The following is a 17,481-nucleotide window of genomic DNA, read 5'->3' as shown; positions in this document are numbered from 1 at the left end:
AGTTCCGTAAGGTTCGGCGCGATTGTCAGCGATCGGTTTCGAACAGCGACTTAAGCATGTCGATGGCTTCGGCGGGCGAGATCTCGCCGGCTTCCATCTTTTCGCTGATATCGGCGATGGCCTTTCCGTCACGGTGCCAGTAAGGCGCCTCGCGCGTGGCCGTATGCACCGGGCGGGCCTCCTGCCCGAGTACCGCGATCTCGGCGATCTCGGTCTGCTCGGCGAAGATGACTTCCAGCGCGTCGTCCACCTCGGCGGTGTGGCCGCTGGGGTAGTCACGCGTGACGAAACAGGCGCGACCGTCGTCGGCGCGCAGTTCCAGCCCGGGGATGGAGGGATTGAGCTCGAAGATGCTCTCGACCTCGTCGAGCACCTCGGCCGTCGGCACGAGGTCGCCGGTGACGAGCAGGCTCCACGGGCGCTGGCGGAGCGCGCCCGGCTTTCGCGGGTTCATGCGGAATCAGTCCTTCGGGGGCGGCGGCGCGAGCACTTCGCGGTTGCCGTTGTGCTGCGGGGCGCTGACGATGCCGTCCTGCTCCATCTGTTCGACGAGGCGGGCGGCGCGGTTGTAGCCGATGCGCAGATGGCGCTGCACGCCGGAGATCGACGCGCGGCGGGTCTCGGTGACGATACGGACGGCGCGGTCGTAGAGCGCGTTGTCGCCATCGCCGTCGCCCTCGGCATCCTGCGGCAGGCCGGCATCGTTGATGATCTTGCCGTCGGCCGTGGACTGGACTTCTTCCAGCACGCCTTCGATGTAGTTCGGCGTGCCCTGCGCGCGCAGCCATTCCACGACGTTGTGCACTTCGTGGTCGTCGACGAACGCGCCGTGCACGCGCTCCGGCGTGGCGGTGCCCGGCGGCAGGTAGAGCATGTCGCCATGGCCCAGCAGCGCTTCGGCGCCGGACTGGTCGAGGATGGTGCGCGAGTCGATCTTCGACGAGACCTGGAACGCGATGCGCGTCGGGATGTTCGCCTTGATCAGGCCCGTGATCACGTCGACCGACGGACGCTGCGTGGCGAGGATCAGGTGCACGCCCGCGGCGCGCGCCTTCTGCGCGAGGCGCGCGATGAGTTCTTCGACCTTCTTGCCGACGATCATCATCATGTCGGCGAATTCGTCGATGATGATGACGATGTGCGGGAGCGGTTCGAGCGGCTCGGCCACCATGCCCGGCATGTCGGGATTGGCGCGGAACAACGGATCCAGCAGCGGCTGGCCGCTGTGCTCGGCGTCCTTCACCTTCTTGTTGAAGCCGCCGAGGTTGCGCACGCCCACGGCCGCCATGAGCTTGTAGCGGCGTTCCATTTCGGCCACGCACCAGCGCAGCGCGTTGGCGGCTTCCTTCATGTCGGTGACGACCGGCGCCAGCAGATGCGGAATGCCCTCGTAGACCGAGAGTTCCAGCATCTTCGGATCGATCATGATCATCCGGACGTCTTTGGCGCTCGACTTGTACAGCAGGCTGAGCACCATGGCGTTCACCGCCACGGACTTGCCCGAGCCGGTGGTGCCGGCCACGAGCAGGTGGGGCATCTTCGCCAGGTCGGTGACCACGGCCTTGCCGCCGATGTCCTTGCCCAGTGCGAGCGCCAGCGGCGACTTCACCTGGTCGTAGCGCTCGGAGCGCAGGATCTCGGAGAGGTAGACGATCTGTTTCTTCGTGTTCGGGATTTCCAGGCCGATGACGTTCTTGCCCGGAATGACGTCGACCACGCGCACGCTGACCACGGAGAGGCCGCGCGCGATGTCCTTGTCGAGGCTGGACACCTGACTGCCGCGCACGCCGGCAGCGGGTTCCAGCTCGAAACGGGTGATGACCGGGCCGGGATACACGCCCACGACGCGGGCCTCGACGCGGAAATCCTTGAGCTTCAGTTCCACCTGACGCGAGAGCACCTCGAGGGTTTCCTCGGAGTAGCCCGGGCCCTGCGGCGGTGCCTCGTCGAGCAGCGACAACGGCGGCAGCTCGCCATCCATCGACGCGCCGGTGAACAACGGGATCTGGTTCTCGCGCGTGGCGCGATCGCTCTTGACGACGACGGGTGCCGGGGTCTCGATGCGCACGGGTTCGCGCTTCGCCTGCTTGACCGCCTCGGCTTTCTTGACGACCTCGCGCTCGGCTCGCGCGGTGCGCGCGGCCATGACGTCCGGCGCACGACGCAGCTTGCCGCCGAACCAGCCGGCGAGACGCATCACGGCCTCGCCCGTCATGTCCATCAGGCGGAACCACGACAGGCCCGTGGCCAGCGTGATCGCGATCAGGCAGACGGCCAGCAGCAACAGGGGCGCGCCCTTGTCGCCGAAGGCGTTATGCAGCCCACGCCCCACCCACTTGCCGACGATGCCACCCGGGCCTTCCGGCAGGATGGTGGTGTCGACGTTGAGGTACATCAGCGCGGGCGCGGTGATGAAGAAGAAAACGAAACCGATGAGCCGCAGCGACGGCTCCCACGGCTGCACGTTGCGCTCGCCGCGCTGGCGGATCACCTGGATCCCCAGCGCGAGGAGCAACAACGGGAAGCCGTAACTCACCAGGCCGAAGATGTACCGGAGCAGGTTGGCGATGTTCGCGCCGACGGCGCCACCGAAATTGGTGGCGTGTTCGGCGACGCCCATGTGCCCCCAGCTCGGGTCCTGGTCGTTGTAGCTGAGCAGGCAGACGAGGAGGTAAAGGGCCAGCGGCAGGAGGAGCAGTGCCCCGGCCTCGCGCAGGCGGCGCTTGAGCTCGTCGCTCAAGCCCTCCCGCTGGGCCCGGACCTGCGCCTTCGCCTGCTTCTTTACGACTTTCGCGCTTCGCGCCACTAACTGACGACCTCGGTCCCGGTTGCCGGCATCATGCCATGGCCTGAAGGGCCGGGTGCACGACCTTGCCACCCTCGATGTTGATGCCCGTGGCGAGCGGCGCGTAGTCGCGCCATTCGTTGCCGGCGGCCAGGCGCTGCACGTACGGCAGGATGGCGGCCGAGATCGCGGTGGACGACGTCTGCGGCACGGCGCCCGGCATGTTCGTGACGCAGAAGTGCGTCACGCCGTGCACGTCGTACGTCGGCTCCTTCCAGGTGGTGGGACGCGAGGTCTCGAAGCAGCCGCCCTGGTCGATCGAGATGTCGACGAGCACCGAGCCCTTCTCCATGGTCTTGACCATGTCTTCGGTGACGACGCGCGGCGCCTTGGCGCTGGGGATCAGCACGGCACCGACCACGATGTCGGCGTTGCGGACTTCTTCGGCCACCGACGACTCGTAGGCGTAGAGGGCCGTGACGTTCGGGCCTAGGGCCATCATCTCGGCCATGCGGTCCGGGCGCTTGTCGAACACGACCACGTTGGCACCGGCCGAGGCGGCGAGCGCGGCGGCATTGCCGCCGGCGGCGCCGGCGCCGAGCACGACGACCTTGCCGCGCGGCGTGGAAGCCATGCCGCCCAGCAGCTTGCCCTTGCCGCCGTTGGGCTGGTGCAGGAGCGTGGTGCCGATCTGGGTGGCGATGCGACCGGCGATGACGGACATCGGCAGCAGCAGCGGCAGCACGCCGTTCTCGTCCACCGACTCGAACGCGATGCCGGTGAGGCCGATGTCGAGCAGGCTCTTCGTCAGCGCCGGCTCGGCGGCCAGGTGCAGGTAGCAGAACAGCAGGTGGTGCTTCTTCAGGAGCTTCAGGTCGCCCTCGATCGGCTCCTTGACCTTCACGATCAGCTCGCCCTTCTCATAGACGGCGGCGGCATCGGGCACGACGGTGACGCCCAGCATGGCGTAGTCGGCGTCGGCGTAGCCGCTCTTGGCGCCGGCACCGGCCTGGATGAAGACCTCGTGCCCGCGGCGGACCAGATCGGCGGCAGCGGCCGGAATCAGGGCCACGCGGCCTTCGAGGGTCTTGGTTTCGGAGGGAATACCGATGCGCATCTTATGGAGGATCCTGAATGAGTCGATAGAATCGGACAGAACAAAAACCACCCCGTGGGGACGGGACAGCCACCGTCGTAGAGCCGGGCGTCTTGAATCGCACCCTCGTCTTCCCCATTCTTCCGGGTCGACGACGTCCTCGCGGACCTCGATACGGCCTTAGCATCCTGCCGCAAGAGGCGAGCGGTACGACTGAAACACGCTTTAGTAAACCCAAGGATTATACATGAGCACCCCCAAGCACAGCCGCCTCCTGATCCTCGGATCCGGCCCCGCCGGCTACACGGCCGCGGTGTACGCCGCGCGCGCCAACCTGAAGCCGACGATGGTCACCGGCCTCCAGCAGGGTGGCCAGCTCATGACCACCACCGAGGTGGACAACTGGCCGGGCGACGAGAAGGGTGTTCAGGGTCCCGACCTGATGCGCCGCATGGCGGAACACGCCGAGCGCTTCGAAACCGAGATGGTCTTCGACCACATCCATAGCGTCGACCTGTCCACCCGCCCGTTCCGCCTCAAGGGCGACAGCGGCGAGTACACGGCCGATGCCATGATCATCACGACCGGCGCCACGGCCAAGTACCTGGGCATCGCGTCCGAAGAGAAGTTCAAGGGCCGGGGCGTTTCCGCCTGCGCCACCTGCGACGGCTTCTTCTTCCGCGACCAGGACGTGGTGGTGGTCGGTGGCGGCAACACGGCCGTCGAAGAGGCGCTCTACCTCTCGAACATCGCCCGCAAGGTCTATCTCGTGCACCGCCGCGACAAGCTGCGCGCCGAGAAGATCCAGCAGGACAAGATTTTCGAGAAGGCCGCGGCCGGCAAGATCGAGCTGATCTGGAACAGCCAGGTCGACGAGGTGCTGGGCGACGACGCCGGCGTGAACGGCGTTCGCGTGAAGGACATCAACACCGGCGCCAAGCGCGACATCGAGGTGCAGGGCTTCTTCGTGGCCATCGGTCACACCCCGGCCACCGGCATCTTCGAAGGCCAGCTCGAGATGAAGGACGGCTACATCCAGATCCAGTCGGGCCTGAACGGCATGGCGACCGCCACGTCGGTGCCGGGCGTGTTCGCGGCCGGCGACGTCGCCGACCACGTCTACCGCCAGGCGATCACGTCGGCCGGCTTCGGCTGCATGGCCGCGCTCGACGCCGAGCGCTGGCTCGACCAGCAGCACATGCTGGCCTGAAGGCTCGCCCCGCGCTCGCGCGCGGGGCGTCCGCCGCATGGACGGCATCCACTTCCTCGATAGCCTCGGCGGCATTCCAGCCGCCGACTGGGACGCCCTTGTCCCCGACGGCAATCCGTTCGTGTCGCACGCGTTTCTCAGCGGCATGGAAGCGAAGGGCTGCCTGCGCGAGGATTACGGCTGGAAGCCGCATCACCTCGGCCTGTTCGAGCACGGCAGGCTCGTCGCCGCGGCGCCCACCTATCTGAAAGGCAACTCGCATGGCGAGTTCGTATTCGACTGGGCATGGGCGTCGGCATGGGAGCGGGCCGGCGGGGATTACTACCCCAAGCTGCTGGTCGCGTCGCCCTACTCCCCCGTGACCGGGCCGCGCCTGCTGGTGCCGGAAAGCCCCGTGGCCGAGGTGATCCGCAATCGCCTGACCTCGGCGCTCGTCGACGAAGCCGATCGCCTCGGCCTGTCGTCCATCCACGCCAACTTCCTCACCGACGCCGATCTCGACGCCTTCGACGACCGCTGGCTTGCACGATCCGATTACCAGTTCCACTGGCATAACCGTGGCTATGCGGACTTCGACGCGTTCCTTGGCGCGCTGACGTCGAAGAAGCGCAGGAACATCCGCCAGGAGCGCGCGCACGCGCATGCGTCGGGCCTCACCCTCGAGATGCGCGGCGGCGACGAACTCTCCGACTCCGAGTGGCGACAGATCCACGCGCTGTACGAGCTGACGTTCGACATGAAAGGAAACCATGCCGCGCTCACGGCGAGGTTCTTCCAATACCTCGGCCGCTCGCTCGGCTCGAATGTCCAGATCGCGCTGGCGCGCGATGCCCACGACATCGTCGCCATGGCGCTGTTCATGCGCGGCGGCGATGCGTTATTCGGACGATACTGGGGTGCGAGCGTGGACGTGTCGGGTCTGCATTTCGAACTGTGCTATTACCGCGGCATCGACTATGCGATCCGCGAGGGACTGGCGCGCTTCGAGCCCGGCGCGCAGGGCGAACACAAGCTCGCGCGCGGTTTCCTGCCCACGTTGACGCACTCCCGTCATTACATCGCCCATGACGGTTTCCGTCGCGCGGTCGCCGACGCGCTCGCGCACGAAGCGCGGCATCGCGAGGCCTATCGCGAAGAGCTGCTCACCCACTCGCCGTACGCCGACCGATGATCCAGCTGCCGCAACTTCACCGGTCGCGGATGAGCCTGTTCCCCGACCCGGAAACCGCGCTGGAGGATCCGAACGGCCTGCTCGCCTGGGGCGGCGACCTGTCGCCCGAGCGATTGCTCGCCGCGTACGGGCAAGGCGTGTTCCCCTGGTTCAACGCCGACGAGCCGATCCTCTGGTGGTCGCCGGATCCGCGCTGCGTCTTCCGCACCGATGGCGTGCACGTGAGCCGGTCGCTGCGGAAACAGCTTCGAAAGAGCCACTGGCGCGTGACGGCGGACACGTCGTTCCGCCGCGTGATGCTCGCCTGCGCCGCCCCGCGCGATGGCCAGCCCGGCACCTGGATCGGCGACGACATGATCGCCGCGTACGAGGAACTGCACCGGCGCGGCCATGCGCACAGCGTCGAAGTGTGGGATCGCGGCACGCTGGTGGGCGGCATCTATGGCGTGGCCGTCGGCCGGCTGTTCTGCGGCGAGTCGATGTTCAGCGCGCGCTCCGGCGGCTCGAAGGTCGCGCTCGCCGCGTTGTGCCGGCTGCTGCACGAATGGGGCTTTCCGGTGCTGGATGCGCAGGTGACGAACAGTCACCTGCTGAGCATGGGCGCGGTGGAAGTACCACGGCGCGACTTCATCGCGCAGGCGCGACGTCTGGCGGCGATGCCGGGCGTCACGGGATCGTGGGTGAGCCAGCCGCTGGCGCTGCCGCTGTAGCGCTTCCGGTGAGAGCCAGCCTGCTGGCGATGGGTGCTTGCCGCGAGCACCCTTCGCCAGCAGGCTGGCTCCCACCAGGAACGTCCTACCGCGCGCGGTGCCCGCTCATTTCCGCCCCCGCGTTGCGCGGCAGCCGCGCGCTCACCGGCGCGGCCAGCAGCGAAATCACCGTCACCACGATGAACGCCGCGCTGAAGTCCGGCAGCTGCGCACTCGCGTGCCCGTTCCACGCGACCGACACATGGAGCGCGGCGGCCGCCACGCAGATGCCCAGCGAGAGCATCAATTGCTGGAACGTCGTGTAGAAGCTGGTCGCGCTCGAGAATCGCTCGCTCGGTACGTCCGCGTAGGCCACCGTGTTGTACGCGCTGAACTGCAGCGACTGGAAGAAGCCCGAGGCCAGCAGCACGATGTAGATCGTCCACAAGGGCCAGTCGGGACGGAACGCCGCGCACAGCGCCACGCAGACCATCGACAGCACGCCATTCCATACCAGCGTGGCGCGGAAACCCCAGCGGCGCAGCACCGGCGCCGCCGTCGCCTTCATCAGCATCGCGCCCAGCGCGGAAACGAACGTGATCACGCCGCTGTGCGCCGCGGAGAGACCGAAGCCCAGCTGCATCATCAGCGGCAGGAGAAACGGCACGGAACCCGCCGTGATGCGCGTGAGCGAGCCGGCGATCACCGAGAGGCGGAACGTGGTGAAGCGCATCAGCGAGAGGTCGAGGATCGGGTGCTCCGTGCGACGCGCGTGCCGGATGTACAGCGCACCGACGGCGAGACCGCCGAGAATCAGCGCCGTCGATCCGTTCACGGACGCCCCACCGTGGCTGACCATCTCGAGACCGAACACGAGGCACGACAGCGAGACGCCGGACAGCACGAAGCCAAGGTGATCGAAGCGCACCTTGTCGGGCAGGCGCACGTCGGGGATGTACTTCGTGGCGAGCCACATGCCGGCGATGCCGATGGGCACGTTAATGTAGAAGATCCAGCGCCACGAGGCCCACGTCACGATGAAACCGCCCAGCGGCGGGCCGACCACCGGACCGATCAGCGCGGGCACGAGCAGCCACGACATCGCCGAGACGAGCTCGGATTTAGGCACGGATCGCAGCAGCACGAGCCGCCCCACCGGCACCATCATCGCGCCGCCGATGCCTTGCAGCAGGCGCGACGCCACCAGCAACGGCAGGTTCCCCGAGACGCCACAGAGGATGGAGCCGAGCGTGAACAACGCGATGGCCGCCCGGAAGACGTTGCGCGATCCGTAGCGATCGGCGATCGCTCCGCTCGCGGGAATGAACACCGCGAGGCTCAGCATGTACGACGTGAGCGCCACGCTCATGTGCAGCGGCGAGACGTCGAACGACTGGGCCATCGACGGCAACGCGGTCGCCAGGATGGTGCCGTCGAGTTGCTCCATGAACATCGCGCTCGCGATGATCAGGGCGACGGTGCGGAAGCCTGGTGCGGAATTCATCCGGAAGCGGGCGACGGGGGAGCGCCTAGTTTGCGCCCGCAGCCGTGATGTGGGAAGCCCGCGACGGCCGATCCACCGTCGGGTGGGAGCCAGCCTGCTGGCGATGGATACTTGCGGCGAGCACCCCTTCGCCCAAAGGCAGGTCGGGTTGCATCAGTACGTCAGCTCGCGCGTGCTGCGGAAGACGCGCTGTTCGCCGGTGATCGGATCGACGAAGCGGAGCTCGCGGGCCAGCAGCTGAAGCGGTTCCGCGAAATCGGCGCGCTCGTCGCGCACCTCGGGATACGCCGGATCGCCAGCGATCGGGCTGCCGAGTGCCGCCATGTGCACGCGCAGCTGGTGCTTGCGACCGGTCTCAGGTGACAGCCGGTAGAGCCATCGCTCGTCGCCACGCGCGATCACGTCGACGCGCGTGCGCGCATTCGGCTCGCCCGGCACCTCGCGCATGCGGAAGAACGGTTCGCCGCGCTCGAGCCGCGATTCGTGCACGAACGGAAACGCTCGTCCAGGCATCGGCGCCGCGACGGCCTCGTAAACCTTGGCGATCGCACGTTCGCGGAACAACCGTGTATAGGCATCCCGACTGGACGGCCGCGCGGAGAACACCACCAGACCGGCGGTGCCGCGATCGAGGCGGTGCAGCGCGACGAGATCCGGATTGTCCAGCCGACGGATCAGGCGCACCGAGAGCGTCTCCTCCACATGCCGTCCCGCCGGCATCACCGGAAGAAAATGCGGTTTGTCGGCCACGACGATGTCGTCGTCGATGTGGACGATGGCTTCCTCGAACGGGATGCGCGGCTCGGCGTCCACCTCGCGACGATAGGCGACCGCCGTGCCCGGACGGTACGGCGCGGTGCGCGTGACCGCGACGCCATCGGCCGTGACCGTGCCGCGCGCCATGCGGTCGATCCACGTCTCGCGATCGATCGCGGGAAAACGTTCGCAGAGAAAATCGAGCACGGTGGCCCACCCGCCGGGCGGCAGGACGATGCGGCTGATGGGCAGATGGTCGGGCATGGCAGGCATCTTAGCGACCCCGCACGTGCAGGAGTCGCAATAGCCGCCAGGCCTTGCTCATGTGGGAGCGGCCTTGGCCGCGATGGGTGCTCGCGGCAAGCACCCATCGCGGCCAAGGCCGCTCCCACGGAAAGGCTCGCCGCTGAGCGCATAACTCGCCAATCGTCTTGCCCGTCCCCGCGACATATACTGAAGGCCATCGTCCCCATCCAAGCGCACGCGGGAGCCACACGTGATCGGCCGGTTCTTCAGGAAGTGGTTCGGAAGCGCGCGGGCGCCTGCCGCGAATCGGCCGGACGGGCTTTCCCTGCCCGACGCCGTGCCATTCGTTCCGAACCCCGCGCTGGTGCCGGCCGGAGCGCTGACCGGGGACGATATCGAGGATCGCTTCTACCGCCTCGTCTTCGGAATCGGACCGTCGCGCGATCCGGGGCTGACGCCCGCCGAGCAGAACACCCTGCGCCGCGTGCGCGACGCCTTCGGCAGCGAACGCTTCGACGTGAGCACCCTGCCCCGTCTTCCCGCCGTCGTGCCTCAGCTGATGCGTTCCCTGCGCAACGACGATGCCGACAATCGCGCGCTGGCCGAACAGATCTCGCGCGACACCGTGCTGATGGGCGAAGTGATCCGTGTCGCGAACAGCGCTTACTTCCGCACCGCGCGGCCGGTCTCCGGCCTGCCGCAGGCGATCGCGATCATGGGTCACGACGGCTTGCGCCGCGTGGTGATGCAGATGGTGATGCGCCCGATCCTGCGTACGAACGATGGCGACCTGGGACGCCATGCCGGCGAGCGCCTCTGGGAGCACGCCGAGCGCTGTGCGCGTGCGTGCGCCTTCCTCAGTCGTGGTGTGTGCGATCCGTTCGAGGCGTTCCTCGCGGGCATCGCGAGCCAGACCGGTGCGCAGGCCATCCTGCGTGAAGTGGCGCGCGAGTCCGATGCGGCGGCGCTGGCGTATAGCCGTCCGTTCGTGGCGGCGCTAGGCCAACAGATCGAGCGCCTGTCGCTGCATGCGGCGCGGCACTGGAGCTTCCCGTCGCGCGTGGTGCAGGCGCTGGCCGAGCGCGCCGACCCGGCGGATGCCGGTGCACGCACGCCGCTAGGCCGCGCGCTGCTCGCCGCCAGTCGCGTGGCCATGCTCGACGTGCTCGTGGAGCGCGGTGCCGCCGAACCCGATGCGATGGTGCTGGCACATCCCGGACTCGGCTTCAGCCAGGAGCGGCTGGTGGCGTCCCGCAACGACCTGCACCGGGTCGTGGTGGCGGAAGCCTGAGCGATTCCTTTTCGGTGGAAGCCAGCCTGCCGGCTCCCACCCGATCGAACGATCAGCGCTTCGCGCCGGTCGCCAGTACGCCGGTCCATATGCGGTCGGCCAGTTCGGTCGACGCGCCGTCGATCAGTGCCGGCACCGCGGTGTCGAGGTGCGCTGCGGCCGGGTCGATCGCCTGCGACCGGTGCAGCCGATACGATCGGGTCGACACCAGCCCGCGCGCCACGATCCGGCAGCCGACGCTCATGTCGATGTCGAGCGACGGCGGTTCGGCCTCGGTCTTCGCTCCCACCGCCACCTGCAGACCACGGCAGTTGACGATCAGATCGGTGAAGTACTTCGGCTGCAGCATGGTGCGCAGGCGCGCTTCCACGGCCGTGGCGACGTCCGGCGCCACCTGCACTTTCTGCTTCTGTTCGAGTCCCGTCACGGTCAGCACCGCGACGCCAGGATTCTCCACGGTGAGCCACGGCGACGCCGGGCTGGCCGACACGAGGTGGCTCATGTCGCTTTCGATCATCGTCTTTCCGCCGCACGCGGACAGCACCAGTACCGCGGACGCGGCGAGCACTTGCTTCAACACCCGATTTCCCCTGAAATTCCCAACACAACCTGCCAATGTACCGGCGAGGCACATAACCGGCAAGATTTTCACGTACGTGAATCCTCGTCGTTTGCCGGTTCTGCGCACTGCGTCAACATCCGGTTATCATCGCCGGTTCGTTCCCGTCTCTACGTCCGCCGACCCATGGATCTTGAGCGCCACGCATCGCCCGCCGCTACGGACGCTCTCGCGCGCATGAGCTGGCATACGTTCGAGCACCTGCTTGCCGAGTATTACCGCGAGCAGGGCTGGCGCGTGGAATACGATTCGCGACCGCGCTCCCTGAAAGCCCTCGGTACCAGTCTCGACCTGCGGATGCGCCGTGGCGACGAGGTCACCATCGTGCAATGCCGGCAGTGGGATGCGAAGCAGGTCGGCGTCGACGAGGTCAACGAACTGCTTGCGACGATGCTCAACGAGGGCGTGTCGGGCGGCGTACTCCTGACGCGCGGCACGTTCACACCCGAGGCGCGCACGGCGCAACGCCGCCAGCCACGCCTTCAGCTGGTGGACGGCGACACGCTGCGGGTGATGCTGAAGCTGCCCGACCCGAGCGGTCGCGTGCCGCAGGCACCACTGGCCGCCGACACGGTGCGACGCACGACGGTGCCCCGCGCCGCCGCACGCCGCGACAGGCCCTGGCTGGTTCCCGCTATCGTGGGCGCACTGGTGGTGTGCCTGCTCGGCGTGTTCGTGTGGCGGGCGATGGCGCCACGCAAGCCGCCTGCCCCGCCCGTGACCGTCGAGGCCGCGCCGGCGCCGGCCCCGGTGGCCGCTCCCGCCGCTTCCCCGGCGGCCGCGCCCTTGCCGCCGCCGCGGCGTCCCGCAGTGGACCCGTCCGAGTCGCTCTCGCGCGAACTGGCCGAGCGTGCGCGCGCGCAGGACATGCGCTCCGAAGCCGCGCGGCGCGAGGCGCATCGCCAGGCCGACGACGCCATCAAGGTGATGGAACGCAATACGCGCGAGATCGGCTCGGCGGAATGAGCGGCCAATCGGCGGGGCGTTCTTTCACGCCAGCCGAATCCGCGCGGCCATAGGCTGGTGGGCGACCCCGTCGCCTGGAAACCCCGATGACCGAGACGCTCGCACCCGATCTGCTGCGTCGCATGCACGCGTACTGGCGTGCCGCGAACTACCTTTCCGTCGGCCAGATCTATCTGCGCGACAATCCGTTACTCGACGAGCCGCTGAGCAAGGATCACATCAAGCATCGTCTCCTCGGGCACTGGGGCACGACCACGGGCCTCAATTTCATCTACACGCACCTGAACCGTGCGATCGTCGAGCGCGACCTCGACATGATCTACGTGATCGGCCCCGGCCACGGCGGGCCCGGTCTCGTGGCGCATACCTACCTCGAAGGCTCCTACACCGAGGTGTATCCGCACATCGATCGCAGCGCCGCCGGCATGCGCGAGCTGTTCCGGCAATTCTCGTGGCCTTACGGCATCCCCAGCCATGTGGCGCCGGAAACGCCGGGCTCGATCCACGAAGGCGGCGAACTCGGTTATTCGCTGTCGCATGCCTTCGGTGCCGCGTTCGACAACCCGGAACTGGTCGTCGCGTGCATCGTGGGCGACGGCGAAGCCGAAACCGGCGCGCTGGCGACGAGCTGGCACTCGAACAAATTCCTCAACCCCGCGCGCGATGGCGCGGTGCTGCCGATCCTGCACCTCAATGGCTTCAAGATCGCCAACCCCACCGTGCTCGCGCGCATCGAACCGGACGAATTGCGCGACCTCATGCGCGGCTACGGCTACGAGCCGCACTTCGTCGAAGGCCACGAATTCGATCCGATGCACCAGGCGTTCGCCGCGGCGCTCGACCGCTGCCTCGACGAGATCCGCCGCATCCAGGACAAGGCACGCGGTGGCGACGCCGACGCCGCGACGCGCCCGCGCTGGCCGATGATCGTGTTTCGCAGCCCCAAGGGCTGGACCGGCCCGAAGGTCGTGGACGGCAAGCCCGTCGAAGGCACCTGGCGCGCGCATCAGGTTCCCATCGCGAAGTTCGAGAACGACGAGCACGTCGCGATCCTCGAAGACTGGATGAAGAGCTACGAACCGGAAGAGCTCTTCGACGAGCATGGTCGCTTCCGCGAGGAGTTCGCCTCGCTGGCGCCGACCGGCCGCCGGCGCATGGGCATGAATCCGCATGCGAACGGGGGCCTGTTGCTGAAACCGCTGCACATGCCGCACTTCCGCACGTTCGCCGAAGACGTGAAGGTACCCGGCGACCACAAGGCGGAGGCGACGCGTGTGCTCGGGCGCTTCCTTCGCGAAGTGATGCGCCAGAACATGGAAACCTTCCGCCTGTTCGGCCCCGACGAGACGGCGTCGAACCGCCTGGAGGCCGTCTACGAGGCGAGCGGCAAGACGTGGCTGGCCGATACCGAAGCGGTGGACGAGAACCTCTCGCCCGCGGGACGTGTGATGGAGGTACTCAGCGAGCATCAGTGCCAGGGCTGGCTCGAAGGCTACCTGCTCACCGGTCGCCACGGCTTCTTCTCGTGTTACGAGGCCTTCATCCACATCATCGACTCGATGTTCAACCAGCATGCGAAGTGGCTGAAGGTGACGCGCAAGATGTCGTGGCGTCCGCCGATCGCGTCGCTGAACTACCTGCTCAGTTCGCACGTGTGGCACCAGGACCACAACGGTTTCTCGCACCAGGATCCGGGCTTCATCGACCACGTGGCGAACAAGAAATCGGAAATCGTGCGCATCTACCTGCCGCCCGACGCGAACTGCCTGCTGTCGGTCGCGGACCATTGCCTGCGCAGTCGCCACTACGTCAACGTGATCGTCGCCGGCAAGCAACCCGACTGGCAGTGGCTCGACATGGAAAGCGCCGTGCGTCATTGCACGGCCGGCGCCGGCATCTGGGAATGGGCCGGTCGCGGGGGCGACGACCCCGACGTGGTGATGGCATGCGCCGGCGATGCGCCGACGGTGGAGGTGCTGGCCGCGGTGATGCTGCTGCGCGAGTACGTGCCGGACATCCGCATCCGCGTGGTCAACGTGGTGGACCTGATGTCGCTGGAAACGCCGGACGAGCATCCCCACGGCATGGACGACGACCAGTTCGACGACCTGTTCACGAAGGATCGCCCGGTGATCTTCGCGTTCCACGGCTATCCGGGCATCGTGCACAAGCTGACCTACCGGCGGCATAACCACGATAACTTCCACGTGCGCGGCTACAAGGAAGAAGGTACGACCACGACGGCGCTCGACATGATGGTGCTGAACAACATGGATCGCTTCCAGCTCGCGCTCGACGCGATCAACCGCATCCCGCGACTGGAAGGCGAACGGGCGAAGGCGTCGCAGCGCTACTGGTCCGACATCGAGCGACACAAGCTGTACGTCAGCGAGCACGGCCAGGATCTGCCCGATGTGCGCGACTGGCAATGGAAGGCCGAGGACGCCACGTGAGTCGCACGGGGCATGTGCTTGCGCTGAACGCCGGCTCGTCGTCGCTGAAGTACGGGCTCTACCGCGTCGATGGCGACGAGACGGAGGAACTGCTGGCCGCGCAGACGGAGTCGCACGATGGCGACGCCGATCCGGTGGCGACCGTGGTCCGGGCGCTTGTCGACCATGGCCTGCCGACGCCCGATGCCGTCGGCCATCGTCTGGTGCACGGCGGCCCGAAGGTGCGTGCGCACGCGTTGATCGACGATGCGCTGATGGTGCACCTCGAGGAGGCGAAGGCGTTCGCGCCCTTACATGTGCCCGTGGCGGTCGCGATGGTGGAACGTGCGCGTGCGGCGTTCCCCGGCGTGCCTCAGGTGGCGTGCTTCGACACCGCGTTTCACGCGACGATGCCTGCCGTCGCTCGCACCCTGCCCTTGCCCGCCGACCTGCGCGACGGCGGCATCGAGCGCTATGGGTTTCATGGATTGTCGTACGAGTCGATCGTGCGGCAGCTCGGCGCGACGATCCCGTCGCGCGTGGTGATCGCGCATCTGGGCAACGGCGCGAGCCTCTGCGCGGTGCGCGACGGCCACTCGGTCGACACGACGATGGGCCTGACGCCCACCGGCGGCATCGTGATGGGCACGCGGCCGGGCGACCTGGATCCGGGCGTGCTGCTCTATCTCATGCGGGAAAAGGGCTACGACGCGGCGCGACTCGAGGTGCTGATGGACCGCGAGTCGGGACTCAAGGGCCTGTCGGGCGGCACCAGCGACATGCGCGGATTGCGCGAATCGAACGAGGCATCCGCGGCGCTCGCGCGCGAGGTGTTCGTGCACGTCGCGCGGAAACATGTCGCCGCCATGGTGGCGTCACTCGGTGGCATCGACCTGCTGCTATTCACCGGGGGCATTGGCGAGAACGACGCGGCGACGCGCGATGCGATCCTGGCCGGCCTGCAATGGTTCGGCGACTTCGACGTGCGCGTGATGGCGACGGAAGAAGACGAACAGATCGCGAGGCACACGTGGCGCCTCGCTTCGTAGGTTCGCCAGCGGGCTGGCTCCCACCAGAGCGGTAAGGCTCATGCTCTGGTGGGAGCCAGCCTGCTGGCGATCGCGCGAAGCGCGATACGGCGGCCGCGCCTCGTGAACTCAGACGACCACCACCGGGATCTTGCCGATCTTCGAGCGCCATTCCTTCGGACCGGTTTCGTGGACGGACGTGCCGGCGCTGTCGACGGCGACGGTGACCGGCATGTCCTTCACCTCGAACTCGTAGATGGCTTCCATGCCCAGGTCTTCGAACGCCAGCACGCGTGACGCCTTGATCGCCTTCGACACGAGGTACGCCGAGCCGCCGACGGCCATCAGGTACACGGCCTTGTTGTCGCGGATGGCTTCGATCGCCGCCGGCCCGCGCTCGGACTTGCCGACCATGCCGAGCAGGCCCGTGGTCTCGAGCATCTGGCGCGTGAACTTGTCCATGCGCGTGGCGGTGGTCGGGCCGGCCGGGCCGACCACTTCGTCGCGCACCGGATCCACCGGGCCGACGTAGTAGATGAAGCGATTGGTGAAATCGACGGGGAGCGTCTCGCCCCGGTTGAGCATGTCGATCATGCGCTTGTGCGCGGCGTCGCGACCGGTGAGCAGCTTGCCGTTGAGCAGGATCGTCTCGCCCGGCTTCCAGCTCTGGACGTCTTCGCGGGTGATGGTGTCGAGATCGACGCGACGGCCCTTGGAGGCGTCGTACGTGAGCTTCGGCCAGTCTTCCAGCGAGGGCGGATCGAGCGCGACCGGACCGGAGCCGTCGAGCACGAAGTGCGCGTGGCGCGTGGCGGCGCAGTTCGGAATCATCGCCACCGGCAGATTCGCCGCGTGCGTCGGGTAGTCCTTCACCTTGATGTCGAGCACGGTGGTCAAGCCACCGAGGCCCTGCGCGCCGATGCCCAGCGCGTTGACCTTTTCGTACAGCTCGAGGCGCAGCTCTTCCGCACGATTCGCCGGGCCGCGGGCGATGAGGTCGACGATGTCGATCGGCTCCATCAACGCTTCCTTCGCCAGCAGCATCGCCTTTTCGGCGGTACCGCCGATGCCGATGCCGAGCATGCCGGGCGGGCACCAGCCGGCGCCCATCGTCGGCACGGTCTTCAGCACCCAGTCGACGATCGAATCGGACGGATTGAGCATCGCGAACTTCGATTTCGCTTCCGAACCGCCGCCCTTGGCGGCGACGATCACATCGACCTTGTCGCCCGGCACGATCGTCATGTTGACCACCGCGGGCGTGTTGTCGCGCGTATTCATGCGCTTGCCGGCCGGATCGGCCAGGACGGAGGCGCGAAGCTTGTTGTCCGGGTGGTTGTACGCGCGTCGGACGCCTTCGTTCACCATGTCTTCCAGGCTCATCGTGGCATCGTCCCAGCGGACGTTCATGCCAACCTTGAGGAAGACCGTGACGATGCCGGTGTCCTGGCAGATGGGCCGGTGGCCCTCGGCGCACATGCGCGAGTTGATCAGGATCTGGGCGATGGCGTCCTTCGCCGCCGGCGACTCTTCACGCTCGTACGCCGCGGAAAGATTCCGGATGTAGTCGACCGGGTGGTAGTACGAGATGTACTGGAGAGCGTCGGCGACGCTGGTGATGAGGTCGTCCTGCTTGATCGTGGTCATGGCGCGTCGGCTGGCTCGCGAGGCTGGCAAAACGGCGATTT

General features: G+C 67.4%; 14 protein-coding genes. 7 read left to right on the top strand and 7 right to left on the bottom strand.

All coding sequences use genetic code 11. The features are described 5' to 3' along the window. Nucleotides 1–25 precede the first annotated feature (25 nt). The 3 genes from BMX32_RS13590 to BMX32_RS13580 all read right to left on the bottom strand — a co-directional run bounded on the left by BMX32_RS13590 (nucleotide 26) and on the right by BMX32_RS13580 (nucleotide 3,902). Nucleotides 26–454 (bottom strand): hypothetical protein, encoded by a 429-nt coding sequence (locus BMX32_RS13590; protein WP_089979533.1) that lies wholly within the window; start codon nucleotides 452–454, stop codon nucleotides 26–28. A 6-nt stretch (nucleotides 455–460) separates the two neighbouring features. After that, complete coding sequence (locus BMX32_RS18950) at nucleotides 461–2,740, bottom strand: DNA translocase FtsK (protein WP_280140843.1); 2,280 nt, start codon at nucleotides 2,738–2,740, stop codon at nucleotides 461–463. A 97-nt stretch (nucleotides 2,741–2,837) separates the two neighbouring features. After that, a complete protein-coding gene (locus BMX32_RS13580) occupies nucleotides 2,838–3,902 on the bottom strand; it encodes an alanine dehydrogenase (RefSeq protein WP_029214078.1) in 1,065 nt (354 codons plus the stop codon). 226 nt (nucleotides 3,903–4,128) lie between these two features. On the opposite strand from BMX32_RS13580, the gene trxB reads away from it, so the two are divergent. From trxB to aat, 3 genes are read left to right on the top strand one after another with little or no spacing between them, the layout of a single operon-like run. Further along, nucleotides 4,129–5,091, top strand: a complete 963-nt coding sequence (trxB, locus tag BMX32_RS13575) for a thioredoxin-disulfide reductase (RefSeq protein WP_029214077.1) — start codon at nucleotides 4,129–4,131, stop codon at nucleotides 5,089–5,091. A gap of 37 nt (nucleotides 5,092–5,128) precedes the next feature. After that, entirely contained in the window at nucleotides 5,129–6,262 is a 1,134-nt protein-coding gene (locus BMX32_RS13570) for a GNAT family N-acetyltransferase (protein ID WP_089979530.1), read from the top strand. Between the two features lie 29 nt (nucleotides 6,263–6,291). Beyond that, a complete protein-coding gene (aat, locus tag BMX32_RS13565) occupies nucleotides 6,292–6,972 on the top strand; it encodes a leucyl/phenylalanyl-tRNA--protein transferase (protein ID WP_343123857.1) in 681 nt (226 codons plus the stop codon). Nucleotides 6,973–7,057: 85 nt separating this feature from the next. Here the strand turns inward: aat and BMX32_RS13560 are convergent, their stop codons facing one another. Then, nucleotides 7,058–8,455, bottom strand: a complete 1,398-nt coding sequence (locus BMX32_RS13560; protein ID WP_089979527.1) for an MFS transporter — start codon at nucleotides 8,453–8,455, stop codon at nucleotides 7,058–7,060. 153 nt (nucleotides 8,456–8,608) lie between these two features. Then, nucleotides 8,609–9,475, bottom strand: a complete 867-nt coding sequence (locus BMX32_RS13555; RefSeq protein ID WP_211664220.1) for a pseudouridine synthase — start codon at nucleotides 9,473–9,475, stop codon at nucleotides 8,609–8,611. Between the two features lie 232 nt (nucleotides 9,476–9,707). Between BMX32_RS13555 and BMX32_RS13550 the strand changes: the two genes are divergently transcribed. After that, entirely contained in the window at nucleotides 9,708–10,748 is a 1,041-nt protein-coding gene (locus BMX32_RS13550) for an HDOD domain-containing protein (protein ID WP_089979523.1), read from the top strand. Nucleotides 10,749–10,800: 52 nt separating this feature from the next. On the opposite strand, the gene BMX32_RS18675 is transcribed toward BMX32_RS13550, so the two are convergent. Further along, nucleotides 10,801–11,328, bottom strand: coding sequence for a hypothetical protein (locus tag BMX32_RS18675; protein WP_170843657.1), 528 nt, complete (start codon nucleotides 11,326–11,328; stop codon nucleotides 10,801–10,803). Between the two features lie 216 nt (nucleotides 11,329–11,544). On the opposite strand from BMX32_RS18675, the gene BMX32_RS18670 reads away from it, so the two are divergent. From BMX32_RS18670 to BMX32_RS13535, 3 genes are all read left to right on the top strand, one after another. Next, on the top strand, nucleotides 11,545–12,333 hold the full coding sequence (locus tag BMX32_RS18670; protein WP_170843656.1) for a restriction endonuclease: 789 nt from the start codon (nucleotides 11,545–11,547) through the stop codon (nucleotides 12,331–12,333). An 86-nt stretch (nucleotides 12,334–12,419) separates the two neighbouring features. Continuing rightward, the gene (locus tag BMX32_RS13540; protein ID WP_089979520.1) at nucleotides 12,420–14,786 is read left to right on the top strand and encodes a phosphoketolase family protein; all 2,367 of its coding nucleotides are present in this window, start codon (nucleotides 12,420–12,422) and stop codon (nucleotides 14,784–14,786) included. Beyond that, nucleotides 14,783–15,814, top strand: a complete 1,032-nt coding sequence (locus BMX32_RS13535) for an acetate/propionate family kinase (RefSeq protein WP_211664219.1) — start codon at nucleotides 14,783–14,785, stop codon at nucleotides 15,812–15,814. Before BMX32_RS13540 ends, BMX32_RS13535 begins: the two co-directional genes overlap by 4 nt. 108 nt (nucleotides 15,815–15,922) lie before the next feature. On the opposite strand, the gene BMX32_RS13530 is transcribed toward BMX32_RS13535, so the two are convergent. Beyond that, a complete protein-coding gene (locus BMX32_RS13530; protein ID WP_029214069.1) occupies nucleotides 15,923–17,440 on the bottom strand; it encodes a fumarate hydratase in 1,518 nt (505 codons plus the stop codon). Nucleotides 17,441–17,481: the final 41 nt, after the last annotated feature.

It is taken from the genome of Luteibacter sp. UNCMF331Sha3.1 (genome assembly GCF_900109915.1).
Classification (GTDB): domain Bacteria; phylum Pseudomonadota; class Gammaproteobacteria; order Xanthomonadales; family Rhodanobacteraceae; genus Luteibacter.
The sequence above is the reverse complement of the archived record's forward strand: the minus strand, read 5'-3'. Positions and strand labels throughout refer to the sequence as shown.

What these genes read in the sequence shown, in the direction of transcription:
- BMX32_RS13555 (WP_211664220.1), bottom strand. Translation starts at nt 9,475, where the DNA reads ATGCCCGACCATCTGCCCATCAGCCGCATCGTCCTGCCGCCCGGCGGG.
- BMX32_RS13560 (WP_089979527.1), bottom strand. Translation starts at nt 8,455, where the DNA reads ATGAATTCCGCACCAGGCTTCCGCACCGTCGCCCTGATCATCGCGAGC.
- BMX32_RS13530 (WP_029214069.1), bottom strand. Translation starts at nt 17,440, where the DNA reads ATGACCACGATCAAGCAGGACGACCTCATCACCAGCGTCGCCGACGCT.
- BMX32_RS13570 (WP_089979530.1), top strand. Translation starts at nt 5,129, where the DNA reads ATGGACGGCATCCACTTCCTCGATAGCCTCGGCGGCATTCCAGCCGCC.
- BMX32_RS13540 (WP_089979520.1), top strand. Translation starts at nt 12,420, where the DNA reads ATGACCGAGACGCTCGCACCCGATCTGCTGCGTCGCATGCACGCGTAC.
- aat (WP_343123857.1), top strand. Translation starts at nt 6,292, where the DNA reads ATGAGCCTGTTCCCCGACCCGGAAACCGCGCTGGAGGATCCGAACGGC.
- BMX32_RS18670 (WP_170843656.1), top strand. Translation starts at nt 11,545, where the DNA reads ATGAGCTGGCATACGTTCGAGCACCTGCTTGCCGAGTATTACCGCGAG.
- BMX32_RS13590 (WP_089979533.1), bottom strand. Translation starts at nt 454, where the DNA reads ATGAACCCGCGAAAGCCGGGCGCGCTCCGCCAGCGCCCGTGGAGCCTG.
- BMX32_RS13580 (WP_029214078.1), bottom strand. Translation starts at nt 3,902, where the DNA reads ATGCGCATCGGTATTCCCTCCGAAACCAAGACCCTCGAAGGCCGCGTG.
- trxB (WP_029214077.1), top strand. Translation starts at nt 4,129, where the DNA reads ATGAGCACCCCCAAGCACAGCCGCCTCCTGATCCTCGGATCCGGCCCC.